Annotated in this window: 14 protein-coding genes; 6 read left to right on the forward strand and 8 right to left on the reverse strand. The window is 68.5% G+C overall.

Going from position 1 to position 17110, the window contains the following annotated elements; translation table 11 throughout:
• Positions 1–4: 4 nt before the first annotated feature.
• The 3 genes from ftsZ to BcFMB_RS00300 form a co-directional block, all read right to left on the reverse strand.
• Complete coding sequence (gene ftsZ, locus BcFMB_RS00290; protein WP_024540663.1) at positions 5–1279, reverse strand: cell division protein FtsZ; 1275 nt, start codon at positions 1277–1279, stop codon at positions 5–7.
• 165 nt (positions 1280–1444) lie between these two features.
• On the reverse strand, positions 1445–2686 hold the full coding sequence (dusB, locus tag BcFMB_RS00295; protein WP_099720704.1) for a tRNA dihydrouridine synthase DusB: 1242 nt from the start codon (positions 2684–2686) through the stop codon (positions 1445–1447).
• Between the two features lie 215 nt (positions 2687–2901).
• Positions 2902–4377, reverse strand: a complete 1476-nt coding sequence (locus BcFMB_RS00300; protein ID WP_024540665.1) for a glycine--tRNA ligase — start codon at positions 4375–4377, stop codon at positions 2902–2904.
• Between the two features lie 220 nt (positions 4378–4597).
• Between BcFMB_RS00300 and thiM the strand changes: the two genes are divergently transcribed.
• From thiM to BcFMB_RS00315, 3 genes are read left to right on the forward strand one after another with little or no spacing between them, the layout of a single operon-like run.
• Complete coding sequence (gene thiM, locus BcFMB_RS00305; RefSeq protein ID WP_099720705.1) at positions 4598–5491, forward strand: hydroxyethylthiazole kinase; 894 nt, start codon at positions 4598–4600, stop codon at positions 5489–5491.
• Positions 5488–7032 carry a bifunctional hydroxymethylpyrimidine kinase/phosphomethylpyrimidine kinase gene (thiD, locus tag BcFMB_RS00310; protein ID WP_033491419.1) on the forward strand — a complete coding sequence of 515 codons (1545 nt, stop codon included), beginning with the start codon at positions 5488–5490 and terminating at the stop codon, positions 7030–7032. The genes thiM and thiD overlap by 4 nt, the downstream gene beginning before the upstream one ends.
• 40 nt (positions 7033–7072) lie before the next feature.
• On the forward strand, positions 7073–7453 hold the full coding sequence (locus tag BcFMB_RS00315; RefSeq protein WP_024540668.1) for a thiamine-binding protein: 381 nt from the start codon (positions 7073–7075) through the stop codon (positions 7451–7453).
• A 96-nt stretch (positions 7454–7549) separates the two neighbouring features.
• On the opposite strand, the gene BcFMB_RS00320 is transcribed toward BcFMB_RS00315, so the two are convergent.
• The 3 genes from BcFMB_RS00320 to BcFMB_RS00330 all read right to left on the reverse strand — a co-directional run bounded on the left by BcFMB_RS00320 (position 7550) and on the right by BcFMB_RS00330 (position 11923).
• Positions 7550–9130: a glycoside hydrolase family 32 protein gene (locus BcFMB_RS00320; RefSeq protein ID WP_099720706.1), complete on the reverse strand. Its 1581-nt coding sequence runs from the start codon at positions 9128–9130 to the stop codon at positions 7550–7552.
• A gap of 83 nt (positions 9131–9213) precedes the next feature.
• A complete protein-coding gene (locus BcFMB_RS00325) occupies positions 9214–10545 on the reverse strand; it encodes an MFS transporter (RefSeq protein ID WP_029675376.1) in 1332 nt (443 codons plus the stop codon).
• 328 nt (positions 10546–10873) lie between these two features.
• Positions 10874–11923 (reverse strand): LacI family DNA-binding transcriptional regulator, encoded by a 1050-nt coding sequence (locus BcFMB_RS00330; protein WP_099720707.1) that lies wholly within the window; start codon positions 11921–11923, stop codon positions 10874–10876.
• A 245-nt stretch (positions 11924–12168) separates the two neighbouring features.
• Here BcFMB_RS00330 and BcFMB_RS00335 point away from each other — a divergent pair, with 245 nt between their 5' ends.
• From BcFMB_RS00335 to BcFMB_RS00345, 3 genes are all read left to right on the forward strand, one after another.
• The gene (locus BcFMB_RS00335; protein WP_099720708.1) at positions 12169–12987 is read left to right on the forward strand and encodes an ABC transporter permease; all 819 of its coding nucleotides are present in this window, start codon (positions 12169–12171) and stop codon (positions 12985–12987) included.
• 116 nt (positions 12988–13103) lie between these two features.
• A complete protein-coding gene (locus BcFMB_RS00340) occupies positions 13104–14192 on the forward strand; it encodes an ABC transporter substrate-binding protein (protein WP_099720709.1) in 1089 nt (362 codons plus the stop codon).
• A gap of 55 nt (positions 14193–14247) precedes the next feature.
• Positions 14248–15513, forward strand: coding sequence for a nucleoside hydrolase (locus BcFMB_RS00345; RefSeq protein ID WP_099720710.1), 1266 nt, complete (start codon positions 14248–14250; stop codon positions 15511–15513).
• 22 nt (positions 15514–15535) lie between these two features.
• On the opposite strand, the gene BcFMB_RS00350 is transcribed toward BcFMB_RS00345, so the two are convergent.
• Both BcFMB_RS00350 and recO read right to left on the reverse strand, forming a co-directional pair.
• Positions 15536–16330 (reverse strand): isoprenyl transferase, encoded by a 795-nt coding sequence (locus BcFMB_RS00350; protein WP_024540675.1) that lies wholly within the window; start codon positions 16328–16330, stop codon positions 15536–15538.
• 4 nt (positions 16331–16334) lie between these two features.
• Complete coding sequence (gene recO, locus BcFMB_RS00355) at positions 16335–17054, reverse strand: DNA repair protein RecO (protein ID WP_024540676.1); 720 nt, start codon at positions 17052–17054, stop codon at positions 16335–16337.
• Positions 17055–17110: the final 56 nt, after the last annotated feature.

The following is a 17110-nucleotide window of genomic DNA, read 5'->3' on the forward strand; positions in this document are numbered from 1 at the left end:
TCATTCAGCGCAGGAAATCCGGGATGTCGAGATCGCCCGAATCGTTCTGCGAGTACTGGTCCGGCGTGGTGCTCGGATCGAAGATCGGCGTGGCCGGCGTGTCCGGCACGACCGGCGTGACCGGCTGCTCCGGCTCGACCTTCGTCTGGAAGATCGGAGTCGCGTTCGGTGCCGGAGACGTCATGATCCGCGGCAGGCCGCCCGCGTGCTCGGCCGGCTTGGCCGGCTCCGCGTGCTGCGGCGAGGGGAGGTTGATGTCCGGCGCGGCGTAGACGTCCGATGCGGCGGCGCCCTGCGCGGCCTTGCCGGTGCTCTCGTGCTTCGAGTCGAAGCCGGCGGCGATGACGGTGACGCGGATCTCGTCGCCGTAGGCGTCGTCGAGCGCCAGACCCCAGATGATCTGCGCCTCCGGATGCGCGGAGCGGCGCACGAGCTCGGTCGCGGCGTAGGCCTCCTGCAGCTTGAGGTCGGTCGACGCGGCGATGTTGATGAGCACGCCGTTCGCGCCGTCGATGCTCTCCTCGAGCAGCGGCGAGCTGATCGCGATCTCGGCGGCCTGCGTCGCGCGGTCGTCGCCCCGCGCCGAGCCGATGCCGAACATCGCGGTGCCCGAGTCGCGCAGGATCGACGTCACGTCGGAGAAGTCGACGTGGATGTACGAGTTCATCGTGATCAGGTCGGTGATGCCCTGCACGCCGGCGAGCAGCGCCGTGTCGGCGGTCTTGAACGCGTCGACGATGCCGATCGAACGGTCGGCGAGCTCGAGCAGGCGGTCGTTCGGGATGACGATGAGGGCATCGACCTCCTTGCGCAGGTTGTCGATGCCGAGCGCGGCCGACGCGGCGCGCTGCGGACCCTCGAAAGAGAACGGACGGGTGACGACCGCGATCGTCAGCGCGCCCTGCTGGCGCGCGGCGCGCGCGACGAGCGGGCTCGCGCCGGTGCCGGTGCCGCCGCCCTCGCCTGCGGTGACGAAGACCATGTCGGCGCCCTTGACGGCCTCCTCGATGTCGGACTGGTGGTCCTGCGCCGCCTTCGCGCCCTTCTCGGGATCGGCGCCGGCGCCCAGGCCGCGGCTCGAGGCGTCGGAGAGCGAGATCTTGACGTCGGCGTCCGAACGCATCAGGTCCTTCGCGTCGGTGTTGATCGCGACGAACTCGACGTTCTGCAGGCCTTCGGCGATCATGCGGTTGACGGCGTTGCCGCCGGCTCCACCCACGCCGACGACTTTGATGTTGGTTTTGTCGTTGAAATTGTCATTCTGGGCAATCTCGCTCACGATGTTCTCCTGTCACTTACGATACTGGTCTCTACTGTATCGCAAACCGCTCGATATTCCGCGCCCGACAAGTCGCCATGTGAAACGCTTCATGGAATACCACGCGATTGCTCTCGTTTTTTCCTTATTGCATTGCCGCCAGCCGTTTTTGCGACGGACCGGCGACTAATATCCGGCATCCATCGGGTCGTCGCCGAACAGACGCTCGCGCTCCTCACGCGTCGTATGCCGGGAATCCAACCATCCGTAGGGAAGATGCACCTTTTTCGCAAAGCGAACACGGCCTCGTGGCTTGTCGACGACGCGCGCCGGGATCCGCGCATCCGGGTCGAGCGTCGCGACGAGGCGGCGCACGTCGTCGAGCCCCTCGCATTCCATGAACGCGCGGCGCATCCTCCCTCCGACCGGGAATCCCTTGAGATACCAGGCCACGTGCTTGCGCAGGTCGTGCACGGCCATGCGTTCGTCGCCGTCGTAGAAGCGCGTGAGCAGTTCGGCGTGGCGCACGATGATCGCACCGACCTCGCCGAGCGTCGGGTCGGCGCGTTCGTCGCTGCCGGCGAAGGCGTGGCGGATGTCGGCGAAGATCCACGGGCGGCCCTGGCAGCCGCGTCCGATCGCGACGCCGGCGCAGCCGGTCTCGTTGACCATGCGCACGGCGTCGTCGGCGCCCCAGATGTCGCCGTTGCCGAAGACCGGGATGCCGAGTTCGGCGACGAGTTCGCCGATCCGTGACCAGTCGGAGTGGCCGCCGTAGTACTCGGCGGTCGTGCGCGCATGCAGCGTGACGGCCGCGCAGCCCTCCTCCTGCGCGATGTGCCCCGCCTCGTGGAAGGTCACATGCTCGTCGTCGATGCCGACGCGGAACTTCGCGGTGACCGGGATGCCGGCCGGCTCGCACACATGCACGACGCGGCGGACGATGTCGGCGAACAGGTCAGTCTTCCACGGCAGCGCGGAGCCGCCGCCGCGGCGCGTGACCTTCGGCACCGGGCATCCGAAGTTGAGGTCGACATGGTCGGCCATGTGCTCGTCGACGACGATGCGCGCCGCCTGCTCGACGATCGACGGGTTGACGCCATACAGCTGCAGCGAGCGCGGCCTCTCCTGCGGCGCGAAGCGGCACAGCCGCAGCGCCTTCGGGTTGCGCGCCACGAGCGCGCGCGCCGTGATCATCTCGGCGACGTATAGGCCGTCGGGGCCATATTCCTCGCACAGGACGCGGAACGGCCAGTTCGTCACGCCGGCCATCGGTGAAAGCATGACGGGCGTCGGCACGTCAATCGGCCCGAGCCGCAGCGGATCGAGGGCGTGCTCGAGCCGTACGGGCGCAGGGTCGACGCTCGGGTCGAGCTCCGGCACATCGGCCTCGAAGGCCGTCAGCGGTGGTTCCTGTGAAGCGGTCATGGTTCCTTGCTCGGACATCGGCGGATGGATAAACGGATGGCAGCGGACACGATAGGGCATCGCGCTGAAAGATTCCTGACAAAATGCCTGCCGGACCCCGGGGTCCGGCAGGCATCGGTCGCGGCGCAGGCCTTCAGACGGCGGTCAGGCCACGCTCGGCGTACTGAGTTCAGCCCTCCCGGGCAGCACTCAGTACAGACCTCCGGGCTGCGCTATCAGTACAGGCCTCCGGCCTGGGCGATGTGGACGCTGTCGGGCCACGCCTCGCCGCCCATCTCGACCGGCTTCATCGGCACGCGCGTGCGCTTGTCGTTGATGCGCGCGGCCACGTAGTCGGCGACCTGCGTCAGTGCGACGCGCTCCTGGCGCATCGAGTCGCGCTCGCGGATCGTCACGGCCTGATCGTCGAGCGTGTCGAAGTCGACGGTGATGCACAGCGGCGTGCCGATCTCGTCCTGACGGCGGTAGCGGCGTCCGATCGCGCCGGACTCGTCGTAGTCGATCATCCAGTCGTTGAGACGCAGATCGGAGGCGAGGTCCTGCGCGATCTTCTGCAGATCGGGCTTCTTGCTCAGCGGCAGCACGGCGGCCTTCATCGGCGCGAGGCGCGGGTCGAGGCGCAGCACGGTGCGCTTGTCGACGCCGCCCTTCGTGTTCGGCGCCTCGTCGACGTCGTAGGCGTCGACAAGGAAGGCCATCAGCGAGCGTGACAGGCCGGCCGCCGGCTCGATGACGTACGGGATGTACTTCTCGCCGGTCGCCTGGTTGAAGTAGCTCAGGTCCTCGCCGGAATGCTCGGAATGCGCGCCGAGGTCGAAGTCGGTGCGGTTCGCGATGCCCTCGAGCTCGCCCCAGTCGGAGCCCTGGAAGCCGAAGCGGTACTCGATGTCGACGGTGCGCTTCGAATAGTGCGCGAGCTTCTCCTTCGGATGCTCGTAGTGGCGCAGGTTCTCCGGCTTGACGCCGAGGTCGAGGTACCACTGCGTGCGCGCGTCGATCCAGTACTGCTGCCACGCCTCGTCGGTGCCCGGCTCGACGAAGAACTCCATCTCCATCTGCTCGAACTCGCGCGTGCGGAAGATGAAGTTGCCCGGCGTGATCTCGTTGCGGAAGCTCTTGCCGGTGTTCGCGATGCCGAACGGCGGCTTCGAACGCGAGCTCGTCATGACGTTCTTGAAGTCGACGAAGATGCCCTGCGCCGTCTCCGGACGCAGGTAGTGCAGCGAGTTGTCGTCCTCGACCGGTCCCAGATGCGTGCGCAGCATCATGTTGAAGTCGCGCGGCTCGGTCCAGTTGCCGCGGGTGCCGCAGTCGGGGCACACGATGTCCTTGAGGCCGTTCGGCGGCATCTGGTCGTCGTGCTTCTCGGCGTAGGACTCCTCGAGCTTGTCGGCGCGGTGGCGCTTGTGGCAGGTGAGGCATTCGATGAGCGGGTCGTTGAAGACCGAGACGTGACCGGAGGCGACCCAGACGGCCGACGGCAGGATGATCGACGTGTCGACGCCGACGACGTCGGGGCGCGTGACGACCATCGCGCGCCACCATTCGCGCTTGATGTTGTCCTTGAGCGCCACGCCGAGCGGACCGTAGTCCCATGCGGAGCGCGTGCCGCCGTAGATTTCGCCTGCCGGGAATACGAAGCCGCGACGCTTGGCGAGGGAGACGACTTCATCAAGTTTGGAATTAGCCACAATGCACCTTCTGGTTTGAACGGTTTGGGGACTTACGTCAACGTCCGCATCCTACCGTCATATCGTGACACGCCGCGGCCGGCGCGGCACTGTCCCAAGCCGCCGATACGTTCGTGATGTGCAGGGGAACTTCCGCATGGGAACGTGCGGGAAGTTGAGAGAGGCCACGCGCCTGACCCTTTGAACCTGTTTGGGTAACGCCATCGTAGGGAGTCAACATATGTCCAAGGCAACGACAGCCGACCATCACGATCTCGCAGCCGACGACGCGCTGCGCATGTCGATCCGCCGGGCCGTGCTCGACGTGCGCGCACGCACGCCGCTCGCGCAGTCCTTCACGAACTTCGTCACGATCAACCTTGTCGCGAACGCGCAGCTCGCCGCAGGCGGCACCGCCGCGATGAGCTACCTGCCCGACGACGTCATCGACATCGCCGCGATGTGCGGCGCCACCTACATCAACGTCGGCACGCTGCTGCCGTTCTACAAGGACGCGCTCGGCGAGATCACGACCTCGCTGCACGAGGCCGGCCACCGCTGGGTGCTCGACCCGGTCGCCGCCGGACTCGGCGCGACGCGCACGGCGATCCTCAAGGCGATGCGCGACACGCCGCCGTCGCTCGTGCGCGCGAACGCGTCCGAGGTCATCGCGCTCGACGCGCTGTGGGGGCTGTCCGACGGCTCCGACGTGACCGACGGCCCGGCCGGCGTCGAGTCGACCGACGACGTCGACACCGCGCTCGGCGCCGCGAAGCGCGTCGCGAAACATCTGCGCGCGGGCGACCCCGACGGCCTCGGCGCCGTCGCCGTCTCCGGCGAGACCGACCTCGTCACCGACGGCGAACGGGTGTTCCGTCTGCCCGGCGGCGACATGATGATGACGAAGATCACCGGCGCCGGCTGCGCGCTCGGCGGCGTGGCCGCCACCTATCTGTGCGTCGCGGAGCCGCTCGTCGCGGCACTCGCCGCATCCCTGCTGTTCGACCGCGCCGGGGAGCGCGCGGCGGCCGAGTCCCACGGACCCGGCTCGTTCCAGACCGAGTTCCTCGACGCCCTATGGGCAATCGACGCCGACACCGTGTCGACGTCCACGATTCTGGAGGCGAATCGATGACCGCTGCATTCCCGTATCCATCCATGCGCAGGTCCTTCGACCTGCGGTTCTACTTCGTCATCGGCCCCGACGACTGCAAGGGGCGCACGCTCCTCGACGTCGTCTCGAAGGCGCTCGACGGCGGCGCGAGCTTCGTCCAGCTGCGCGCGAAGCACGCCGATGTCGCCGACATCGTCTCGATGGCCGCCGACATCGCCGAGGAGATCCGCGGCCACCATCTCGACGACCGCGTCGCCTTCGTCATCGACGACCGCGTCGACGCCGCGATTGAGGCGCGCCACCGCGGCATCAAGGTCGACGGCGTCCACATCGGCCAGGACGACCTCTCCCCCGAGGAGGCGCGGCGCCTGCTCGGCAACGACGCGATCGTCGGCCTGTCGGCGAACACGCCCGAGCAGGTCGAGGCCGCGAACGCGCTGCCGGCCGGTACGATCGACTACATCGGCGCCGGCCCGCTGCACGCGACGGCGACGAAGCCCGAGGCGGGCGTCGCCGGCAAGGCCAAGACGCTCGACGCCGAGCAGATCAACGCGCTGTGCGACAAGAGCCTCTACCCGCTCGTCGTCGGCGGCGGCGTGCACGTCGACGACGTGCCGATGCTCGCCGACACCTACGCTGACGGCTGGTTCGTCGTCTCGGCGATCGCCGCGGCCGACGACCCCGAGGTCGCCACGCAACGGCTCGTCGACGCGTGGACGGCCGTGCGCGGCGACGCGCGCCACGGCTACGAGGAGACGGTCGGCACGCCGGTGAAGCTGCCGGCAGTGCTGTCGATCGCGACGACCGACTCCTCCGGCGGCGCGGGCATCGCCGCCGACCTCAAGACGATGCTCGCCAACGACGTCTACGGCGAATGCGTCATTGCCGGCATCACCGCGCAGAACACGACCGGAGTGCAGGCGATCGCGTCGGTCGACGCGGCGCTCATCGGAGCGCAGATCGACTCGGTCTTCGACGACATCCGCCCGACGGCCGTCAAGATCGGCGTCGTCGTCGGCCGCGAGGCGATCGAGACGGTCGCCGCGAAGCTGCGCGCGCACGGCGCGAAACATGTCGTCGTCGACCCGGTCATGGTCGCGACGAGCGGCTCGTCGCTCGCCGACGACGAATCGGTCGTCACGATGACGCGCGAGCTGTTCCCGCTCGCCGAGGTCATCACGCCGAACATCCCGGAGACGTCCACGCTCGTCGGCGAGGCGATCGACGGCCGCGACGCGATGGAGCGCGCCGCGCGCACGCTCGCCGAACGCTACGGCTGCGCGGCGCTCGTCAAGGGCGGCCACGGCACGAACGACGCGAGCGACGTGCTCGTCTGGCCCGGCGGCGACGTGCGCTGGTTCGAGGGCGAGCGCATCGCGAACACGAACACGCACGGCACCGGCTGCACGTTGTCGTCGGCGATCGCCTCGCGGCTCGCGCTCGGCGACACGCTCGGCGACGCCGTCGCGAACGCGAAGGCGTATCTGGGCGGCGCGCTGCGCGCACAGCTCGACCTCGGCGCCGGCGCCGGCCCGATGGACCACGGCTGGGCGCGCCACTGAGCGCATGTCCCCGACCATCACCAACGCGAAAGGAACCGCCATGCCACAGACGCCGGACCGCAACGCCGTCCGCCAGCAGGTGCCGACCGACAAGGACGGCAAGCCGATCATCAACACCGTCGCCGCCGTCGCGATCGCGCCGAGCGGCGTCGGCGCCGAGCTGAGCGAGTACGTCTCGCAGGCCGTCGCCGTCATCCGCGACTCGGGGCTGCCGAACGAGACGAACGCGATGTTCACGAACATCGAGGGCGATCTCGACGACGTGCTGCGCGTCGTGCGCGACGCGACGATGAAGCTCGCCGAGCAGGGCTACCGCACCGGCGTGAGCCTCAAGCTCGACATCCGCCCCGGATTCAGCGGGCAGATGGCCGAGAAGCCGGCGCTCGTCGACGAGATCATCGCGGCCGGCCAGAACGACTGAGCGCGCGGATACGCCGCGCAGCCGCAGCAGACGCGGTGAAGCCCCGGGGATGACGGTCCGTCATCCCCGGGGCTTCACATATCGTCGCCGGCCGGATCAGTCGAGGCCGATCGACGCGAGCGTGTGCATCGTCAGATCGTTGAGATGCGCCGCGCCGGATTCGCTGACGAGTCCGATCGCGCGCGGCCCCTCGGACGGGAACGAGTACGAGCTCATCGCGTGCTTGCCGCCGTTGACGTAGACCTCGACGCAGCCGCGGTCGACGAAGACGCGCAGGTCGAGCGTGCCGGAGGCGAGCTCGCCTTCGGACAGCGGCGCGACGCGGTAGCCGCGGTCGCCGTTGGCGACGTTCTGGCGGTCGATGACGACGCCGCCGATCTGCGCATCGTAGACGACCGCCGTGTAGTGGCCGTCGCCGGTCATGTGCACGTGCAGCCCGGCGCGTTCGGCGTCGGTGCGCGCGAGGTCGATGCTCATCTCGATCTCGACGGCGCCGCCGTCGTCCTCGACGACCGTCGCGCATTCGTTGACGCCCAGGTCGAGCGGGCCGAGGCCGATCGTGCCGGCGCGCAGGCCGCGCATCTCGGCGACCGGCGCGGTGACGAGGTCGCCGTCGGCGTCCATCGTGATCTCGCGCGGCAGCGTGAGGTTGCCGCACCAGCCGTCCTCCTCCATCGGGATCGGCGCGACGAAGGGGCTCATCCAGCCGACCATGATCTGCCGTCCGTCGGCGTGGAAGGACTGCGGCGCATAGAAGTTGTGCCCCTCGTCCCACAGGCGGAACTCCGTCTCGGGCTCGAAGGCCTCCCCCGGGCGCCAGGCGCCGATCATGTAGCCGGCGTTGTTGACGTTGCGGTTCATGAAGCCGGACGGCTTCGCGCCCATCGCCGAGAAGCCGATGACCCACTTCTCGTCGCCTGCGGCGTCGCGGATCGGGAAGAAGTCGGGGCATTCGAGCATGAAGACATCCGGGTCCGGATGCTCGAACAGCACGCGCTCGAAGCTCCAGTGCGTCATGTCGTCGGAGGTGTACAGCCACATCTGGCCGCGGTGCTCCTTCGACGAGACGCCGAAGGTCATGTACCATGTGTCGCCGGTCTTCCACACCTTCGGGTCGCGGAAGTGGTGGTCGATCTCGTCGGTCGGGCAGTCGATGATCATGCCCTGCTTCGTGAACGTCGTCATGTCGTCGTCGTCCGGCCTCGCGAGCATCTGCACCTGCCAGTCGCCGCCGGTGTTGTCCTTGCCGTTGGCCCAGCGGTGGCCGGTGTAGTATATCCACGGCCTGCCGTCGTCGCCGATGACGGCCGAGCCGGAGAAGACGCCGTGGCGTTCCTGCTCGAGGCTCGGCGCGAAGGCGATCGGCTCGCGGCGCCAGTGCAGCATGTCCGGTGACGAGACGTGGCCCCAGTGCATCGGACCCCACTGCGTGCCGTAGGGGTGCAGCTGGTAGAACACGTGCCAGCGGCCGTCGTAGCGGCACAGGCCGTTCGGATCGTTGATCCAGCCGCCGTTCGAGGCGATGTGGAACTTCGGGTACCAGCGGTCGTTGCGCGTCGCGGCGAGCGCGGCGACGCCGGCTTCGGCGAGCCTGAGCTGCTCGGCGTGGTCGGCGATCGGCGTGAGCTGCGGATCGGCGGACGTCGCGGCGGATGGCGTGAAGGTTGCGTTGGTCATGATGGGTCTTTCTCTCGTGCGTTCACTCGGAACGCGCTATCGGAAACTATCGGAAACTATCGGGAACGGGTCCGGCCGGGAGGTCACATGTCCTCGGAGTCGGCGGACAGCACGGCCTCGTCGGCCGCGAGCGACGGCGTCTTCTTCGAGTCGCGGATGAACGGGTCGCCGTCGACCTGCTCGTCGTCGCGCTTGATGACGAAGAACCCGTAGATCGTCGCCGCCAGCACGATGCCGGAGATCGACAGGAACGTCGCGCGGTCGCCCATGCGGTCGTGCAGCATGCCGAGCGGCGTCGAGAAGACGACCTGGCCGATCTGCGAGGCGATCTGGAAGCCGACCATGTACAGCGTCGCCGAGAGCTTCGGGTTGAAGTGGAGCGTGAAGTAGCGGAAGGCCGGCAGGCAGAACAGCGGCACTTCGATCGCGTGGAACATCTTGACGATCGAGACCGCGACCGGGTCGTGGAAGACGCCGCACAGGCCGATGCGCAGGAACATGACGGTCGAGCCGAGCAGCAGCGCGTTGCGCACGCCGATCTTGCGCATGATGATCGGCACGACGCCCATCATCGCCGATTCGCAGAACACCTGCACAGAGTTGAGCGTGCCGTAGACGGCGTTGCCGGTCGCCTCGCTCGGGAACAGCGACGCGTAGTAGGTCGGGAACATCTGCTGGTCGAAGACCGTGTAGAACGTGTTCGTCAGCAGCATGAAGACGATGAGCACCCACAGCGCCGGCATCTTCAGGACGTGCGCCATCTCCTTGAGCGTCGGGTTCGACGGCGCGGCGTTCGGGTCGGCGGCCTCCTTGAGCGCCTCGCGCTGCTCGGCCGGGTACCACGTCAGGTACACGATGAGCATGCCGACGCCGAAGGCGGAGCCGATCCAGAAGTTGATCATCGGGTTGACGTTGAACACGAAGCCGGCGACGAGCGCGACGATCGCGTAGCCGAAGGAGCCCCAGGCGCGCGACTGGCCGTATTCGAAGCCGAAGCGGCGGCTGTAGCGTTCGGCCACGGCCTCGATGAGCGAGCAGCCCGCCATGAATCCGGCCGACAGCACGATCGAGCCGATGAACGCGGCCGCCATCATGTTCGTCTTCATCAGCGGCGCGTAGATGAACTGCACGAAGGGGCCGACGAGCGCGGCGATGACCGAGATGACGATGACGAGCCGGCGCTTCAATCCGAGGTTGTCCTGGATGAGCCCGTAGCAGAACATGAGCACGAGCGTGGCGAGCGAGTTGATCGAGTAGATCGTGCCGACCTCGGCGCCGTTGAGTCCCATCGAGTTGAGCCAGCGCTGGAAGAACGACCACCAGATGCCCCACGAGCAGAAGAACAGGAAGATGCCCGTCGAGCTTTGCAGATAGGAGGGGTTCCTCCACACCTTCGCGGTTGTTGATGTTGCCATGATGAACCTCGTTGTCAGGGCTTGGGAAAGCCGTATGCATGACGGTCGGGCCCGCCCGTGCGGCGGCCCCGGGCGGCCCGCTTCCGCGGATCCGCCGTATGGGCATCACTCCCGTCGGCTGTGTCGTTCGTGATGTCCGGATGGCTTCATCATAGTTCGTCAATCGATTGACGTTAAACGATTGACGAACGTCGACACAACGACGTCGAAGCATTGAAGCACATAACGTCAATCGTTTGACGGATTTTGGGGGCATCGTCGACGGCGCGGACGGGCGTCGTCACGGCGTGTCGCGCCGAGCGGCGGACGTCGGGCACCGGCGCGCCGCTCAGCGCGCGCCGCGCACCGACGCCTTCTCGATGAGCGTGCAGTGCACCTTCGCCGGAGCCGGCGTGTCGAGCAGCGGCATGACGGCCGTCGTGCGCGGCCATGTCGATTCGTTGATCGCCCGCCCCTCGATCCACGCGACGAGGCGGTTCGCGGCCCAGTATCCCATCTCGTAGTGCGGCAGCTCGATCGTCGTCAGCTGCGGCTCGAGCGTCTCGGCGAAGACTCGGTGGTTGTCGACGCCGACGACCGAGACGTCGTCGCCGATCGCCAGTCCCCTGCGCGCGGCGGCCTCGTAGACGTACCAGGCGCGTGCGTCGTTGAAGCAGAAGAAGCCGTCGGGCCGTTCGGCGTCGAACAGCTCCTCGACGGCGCGCAACGCGGGGCCGTTGTTGAGCACGTCGCGGCGCAGCCGTTCGTCGACGTCGATCCCGTGGTCGACAAGCGCCTGCCGGTATCCTTCGAGACGCCCGGTCTGCGCGATCATCGGCTCGGCGCAGCCGACGTAGGCGATGCGCCGGCAGCCGGCGTCGATGAGCCGCGTCGTCGCGTCGTAGCCGATGCGGAACTCGTCCGGCTCGATCGACGGGAAGCGGTGCGCGGCGTCGGTCGCGTCGACGAGCACGAGCGGCAAGCGCGTCAGTGACCGCGGCACGTCGACGACGCGGTTCGACATCGCCGAATAGAGGAAGCCGTCGACGCCGTAGCGGCGCAGCGCGTCGACCTCGCCGTCGATCGCCTGCGCGTCGTCGCCGCTGACGGTGAGCAGCACGTAGCCGAGCGCGCCGAGCGCGTCCTGCGCGCCCTGGATCATGCCGCCCGCGTACGGCGTCGTCGCGACCTCGACGCTGATGAAGCCGACGATGTGCGTGCGGCTCGTGCGCAGCGAGCGCGCGAGCGCGTTCGGCTGGTAGCCCATCGCGTCGGCCGCCTCGCGCACGCGCCGCGCGACCTGCGGCTTGACGCGGCCGCCGTCCCTGCCGTTGAGCACGAGCGAGACCGTGGAGACCGAGACCCCGACGCGCTGTGCGATCTGCTTCATCGTCGTCATATCTCCACGATAATTGCCGCGCGGATAATCGCCACGCCCGTCGTCGCCGCCGTCGCCTGCGGGCGCCGCCGAACGCGCCGATGCCCACACCGTGGACTACACTGACGTATCCGTTACGATACGTTGCGTCCGCCGCCAGCCGGCGGGCGATTACCTTTTCTGGTCGTGCGGCGGTGGACTCCTCACCTTGCCACAGCAAGCCGGCGGCCTTCCAGCGCGCACGGCGCGCAGAAAGCAAGGTGCCCATGGCCTTCCCAGATCGTCGACATGAACCCGTCCGCCACGAATCCCCGACGCTGCGCGCGCTGCACCGGCACTGGCCGACGGCGGCCGTCGTCGTCGCGATCCTCGCGATCTGGCAGATCTGGGTCGACGCCGCCCATCCCCCGGTCACGGCGATCGCCTCGCCGAGCCGGATCGTCGTCGCGGCGGCGCAGGCGTGGCCGACGCTGTGGCCGGCGACGCTCGTCACCTTCGCCGAGGGCGTGTGCGGCTTCCTGATCGCCTGCATCATCGGCGTGCTGCTCGGCGTCGGCATCCACTGCTCGCGCACGGCGTACGCGGCGCTGTTCCCGCTGCTCGCGGCCGCGCAGACATTGCCGCTCATCTCGATCGCGCCGCTGTTCCTCATCTGGTTCGGCTTCGAGCCGGTCGGCAAGGTCGTCATCGTCGCCGTGTTCGCGCTCTTCCCGATCGTCGTGCAGACGATGCGCGGCCTCGAGGCGGTGCCCGCCTTCTACGACGACGTCGCGACGACCTGCGGCGCGTCGCGCGCATGGACGCTGTTTCACGTCGACCTGCGCGTCGCGGCGCGCCAGATCTTCGGCGGCGTGCGCGTCGCCGCCGCCTACGTCTTCGCGACGGCGGCGACCGCCGAGTACCTCGGCGCGCGCCGCGGCCTCGGCATCTGGCTGCAGGCCGCCTACAACTCGTTCCAGACGCCGCTGATCTTCGCGGCGACCTTCGTCATCATCGTCATGACGGCGCTGCTGCTGCTCGCCGTGCACGCCGTCGAACGGCTGACGATCGGCGCACCCGGCGACGACGAGGACCCGGACGCGTAAGCAGCCGCGCTCCCCGGCGCCGCCATCGCCGGCCATTTCGACCTCCCCATCCTCATCCCCGTCATCCGTCGCCGATCCCCATCGCCGACCCCGTCATCAGTTGTCAGGAGAGACTCATGACCTTCCGCCGATTCCTCACGCGCGCCGCCGCGGCAGCCGCCGCGCTGTGCTCCGTCCTCGCCTTCGCCGCATGCGGCGCCGACCGCCACGCCGGCGTCGATGGCCTGCGCCACGTCACGTTCATGCTGTCGTGGGCGCCCGACACGAACCACATCGGCGTCTACGTCGCCCGCAACAAGGGCTACTACCGGGACGCCGGCCTCGACGTCGACATCGTCGCCGTCGCGCAGTCCGGCGCCGAACAGGCCGTCAACAACGGCGTCGCCGACTTCGCGCTGTCGAACCTGACGAACGTCGGCGTCTACGCGACGAAGGGCGCGCAGCTCAAGCAGGTCATGCAGGTGCAGCAGAAAACGAGCGCGATCTGGTGCGCGCTCGCGTCGAACAAGGCGATCGAGCGTCCGCGCGACTTCGACGGCAGGACCTTCGCGACCTTCGGCTCGAGCGAATCGGACGCCGTCGTGCGCCGCATGATCGAGACCGACGGCGGCAAAGGCGATTTCGACAAGGTCACGGTCGGCACGTCGACCTTCGCGACGCTCGCGTCGGGACGCGCCGACTTCGGCGGCTTCTACGCCACCTGGGAGGGCGTGCAGGCGAAGATGAACGGTCCCGAGCTGCGCTGCTTCACCGAACCCGACTACGGCGTGCCCGGCAACGCCGACTCGATCGGCATCATCACGAGCGACCGTCTCGTCGACGACGACCCCGAACTCGTGCGCGCCTTCGTCCAGGCTACGCAGCGCGGCTACCGCTACGCCTACGAACACGGCGACGAAGCCGCCTCCATCCTCGTGCACGACGCGCCCGAGGCGAACCTCGACGAGGCCTTCGTCGCCGAATCGATGCGGACGATCGTCGACGGCCAGTACTGGGGCGACCGCAAGCAGATCGACGACGGCGACTTCGTCCTCGGCTCGATCGACTACGACGGCACGCAGCGCTACTTCGACTTCCTCGCCGAATCGGACGCCTACGCCGACGCGAACGGCCGCGTCGTGCACGAGGCGCCGCGCTCGCACGACCTCGCGACCGACGAGTTCCTCGCAGGCGGCGCGCAGGACGCGGCACACAACACACAGTGAAATCCACACACAGTGAAATCACGCGCAGTGAAACCATTCGTGAAACAATGACCGTATGACCTCTTCATCGCATTTCGTCCTGAGCATGGACACCGGCGTCGACGACGCGCTCGCGCTCGCCTACCTGATCGCCTCCGGCGCGCATATCGTCGGCATCAGCGCGACCTATGGCAACGTATTGCAGCAGCAGGCGGCGCGCAACACGCGCGTCATGCTCGACGTGCTCGGCCACGCCGACGTGCCGGTCGCCGACGGCGCACGCCACCCGTCGTGGGCGCCGCTGTTCGTCGCCGACGCCGGCTGCGCGCGCTTCCACGGCCGCAACGGCCTGGCCGACCTGCGCATCGGCACGTCGGCGACGCCCAAGGAACGCCCCGGGCGTGTCATCGCCTCGGACGCCGACGGCATCGTCACGTTGTCGACGGCGGACGTCAGGAACCACATCAGGCAGGGCCACGCGATCTCGGTCGGCGGCTACCCGGTCGGCGACCCGCACGCCGAACTGCCGACGATCCCCGAGTTCTTCGCACGCGCCGGCCTCGCGACGTCGGAGAAGCTCGGCTTCCCCGACGAGGACTGCGCGACGATGACCGACGGCGCGCGGCTCATCGTCGACGCCGCGCGACGCTACGGCCATGACCTGACGATCGTCGCGACCGGTCCGCTCACCGACGTCGACGTCGCGCTGCGCGCCGACCCGGCCACCGTGCGCCGCGCGCGCATCGTCTTCATGGGCGGCGCGCTTACGCAGGAGGGCAACTGCTACGACCTCGTCTGCGAGACGAACGTCCTGCAGGATCCCGAAGCGGCCGACCGCGTGCTGCGCGCGCACGCCGACACGACGATGGTCGGCCTCGACGTCACACACCGCTGCCTGCTCGGCCCGGCTGACGTAGCCCGGTGGCTCTCCGTCGTCGGCGAAGGCAACGGCAATGACGGCGACGATGCCGCCAACGGCGACGCGGGCAGGGCGGGCATGCGCAGCCAGCGCCACGTCGCGTTCCTGCTCGCGAGCCTCGCGAACTTCTCGATCCGCGCGAACCGCGCGAGCGACCCGATCTTCGCCGCCGGCATGCCGCTGCACGATCCGCTCGCCGCGGCCGTCGCGCTCGACCCGACGCTCGTGACGACCTTCGCCCTGCCGATGATCGTCGAGACGCGCACCGGCGACGGCGTCGGCGTGCGCGGCCGCACAATCGGAGACCCGCGCGCCGCGCTCGATGACGCGACGGATACGCATGTCGCGCTCGGCGTCGACGGCGCCGGATTCGTGCGCCGCTTCACCGACACGATCGCCGGCTTCCTCGCCTCGCTCGGCTAACGGGCCGCGATGGCGGCTGCGCTCACGCCTGCTTGACGCCGCCGAATCGGCGATCGCGGTGGATGTAGCGGTCGATCGAGCCCCACAGCACCTCGCGGCCGCAGTCGGGGAACAGCTCGGGCACGAAGTCGAGTTCGGCGTAGGCGGCCTCCCATGGCAGGAAGTTGCTCGTGCGCTGCTCGCCGGAGGTGCGGATGACGAGGTCGCAGTCCGGGATGTCCGGGTTGTACAGATGCTCGGCGACCATCTTCTCGGTGACACGATCGCCCTTGATGCGTCCCTCGCGCACCTCGCGCGCGATCGCCGCGGCGGCGTCGGCGATCTCGGCGCGGCCGCCGTAGTTGATGCAGAAGACGACGTCGATGACCTTGTTGTGCTTCGTGCGCTCCATCGCCGATTCGAGTTCGTCGATGACCGACTTCCACAGCTTCGGGCGGCGTCCCGACCAGCGCACGCGCACGCCCCATTCGTCCATCTGCGCGACGCGGCGGCGGATGATGTCGCGCGAGAAGCCCATCAGGAAGCGCACCTCCTGTGGCGAGCGCTTCCAGTTCTCGGTCGAGAACGTGTACAGGCTCAGATAACGCACGCCGGCCTCGATCGCGCCGGCGATCGTGTCGAAGACGACCGGCTCGGCGGCCTGATGGCCTTCGGTGCGGATCAGGCCGCGCTGCTGCGCCCACCTTCCGTTGCCGTCCATGATGACGCCCACATGGCGCGGCACCTTGTTCTTCGGGAAGTCCGGCACGATCGTCGGATCGGAGAAGGGCGCAGCCGGGACGTTGAGGGATGTGTAGTCGACGCAGTCAAAAGCCATACGTTCAATCTAGCAAGCGCATCGAACGAATCGGCCGTTCGAGATAGTACTGTGCCCATTCCTCGACGGCACGCGAGGTGCATGGGTCGAGCCGCGTGCCGTCGAGCGCCTTCCAGTCGCCGTCGGCGAGCGCGCGAAGCTGGCGCAGCGTGAACGGGTCGACCGGTTTCGCCTCGGGCGTATGGTCGGCCTGGCACATGACGCCGCCGGCGGCCGCCGACAGATGCGTGAGCCGGTCGGTGCGTCCGCACACGACGCACGAGTCGAGCCGCTGTCGCCAGCCGGCGAGCGCGAGCGCGCGCAGCACATAGGATTCGGCGGTCATCTGCGCGTCGTGGCGGCCCTGCGCGAGCGCGTTGAGCGCGCCGACGAGCAGCCGGTACTGCGCCGGCGCCGGCTCGTGCTCGCTCGTGACGAGGTCGTTGAGCGTCTCGACGATGACGTTCGCGGCGCGGTACGCCTCGTAGTCGGCGCCGATCGGGGCGGCGTAGGCGGCGATCGACTCGGCCTGGCTGATCGTGTCGAAGGTGCGCCCCTCGCCCAGCAGCAGGTCGACGCGCATGAACGGTTCGACGCGGCCGCCGAAGCGCGACTTCGTGCGGCGCACGCCCTTCGCGACGGCGCGCACCTTGCCATGGCCGCGCGTGAACAGCGTGATGATGCGGTCGGCCTCGCCGAGCTTCGTCGTCCTGAGCACGACGCCTTCGTCACGGTACAGCGCCACGCGCCGCTCCTTTCTCACATCGTCACATCGGAAAGCACAACAAACGAAAGCACGAC

This window comes from Bifidobacterium choerinum (assembly GCF_002761235.1).
Classification (GTDB): domain Bacteria; phylum Actinomycetota; class Actinomycetes; order Actinomycetales; family Bifidobacteriaceae; genus Bifidobacterium; species Bifidobacterium choerinum.

Excerpts from the sequence above, each read along its gene's own strand:
- dusB (WP_099720704.1), bottom strand. The coding sequence starts at position 2,686 with ATGACCGCTTCACAGGAACCACCGCTGACGGCCTTCGAGGCCGATGTG.
- thiM (WP_099720705.1), top strand. The coding sequence starts at position 4,598 with ATGTCCAAGGCAACGACAGCCGACCATCACGATCTCGCAGCCGACGAC.
- BcFMB_RS00330 (WP_099720707.1), bottom strand. The coding sequence starts at position 11,923 with ATGACGACGATGAAGCAGATCGCACAGCGCGTCGGGGTCTCGGTCTCC.
- thiD (WP_033491419.1), top strand. The coding sequence starts at position 5,488 with ATGACCGCTGCATTCCCGTATCCATCCATGCGCAGGTCCTTCGACCTG.
- BcFMB_RS00315 (WP_024540668.1), top strand. The coding sequence starts at position 7,073 with ATGCCACAGACGCCGGACCGCAACGCCGTCCGCCAGCAGGTGCCGACC.
- BcFMB_RS00350 (WP_024540675.1), bottom strand. The coding sequence starts at position 16,330 with ATGGCTTTTGACTGCGTCGACTACACATCCCTCAACGTCCCGGCTGCG.
- BcFMB_RS00320 (WP_099720706.1), bottom strand. The coding sequence starts at position 9,130 with ATGACCAACGCAACCTTCACGCCATCCGCCGCGACGTCCGCCGATCCG.
- BcFMB_RS00335 (WP_099720708.1), top strand. The coding sequence starts at position 12,169 with ATGGCCTTCCCAGATCGTCGACATGAACCCGTCCGCCACGAATCCCCG.
- BcFMB_RS00325 (WP_029675376.1), bottom strand. The coding sequence starts at position 10,545 with ATGGCAACATCAACAACCGCGAAGGTGTGGAGGAACCCCTCCTATCTG.
- BcFMB_RS00345 (WP_099720710.1), top strand. The coding sequence starts at position 14,248 with ATGACCTCTTCATCGCATTTCGTCCTGAGCATGGACACCGGCGTCGAC.
- BcFMB_RS00340 (WP_099720709.1), top strand. The coding sequence starts at position 13,104 with ATGACCTTCCGCCGATTCCTCACGCGCGCCGCCGCGGCAGCCGCCGCG.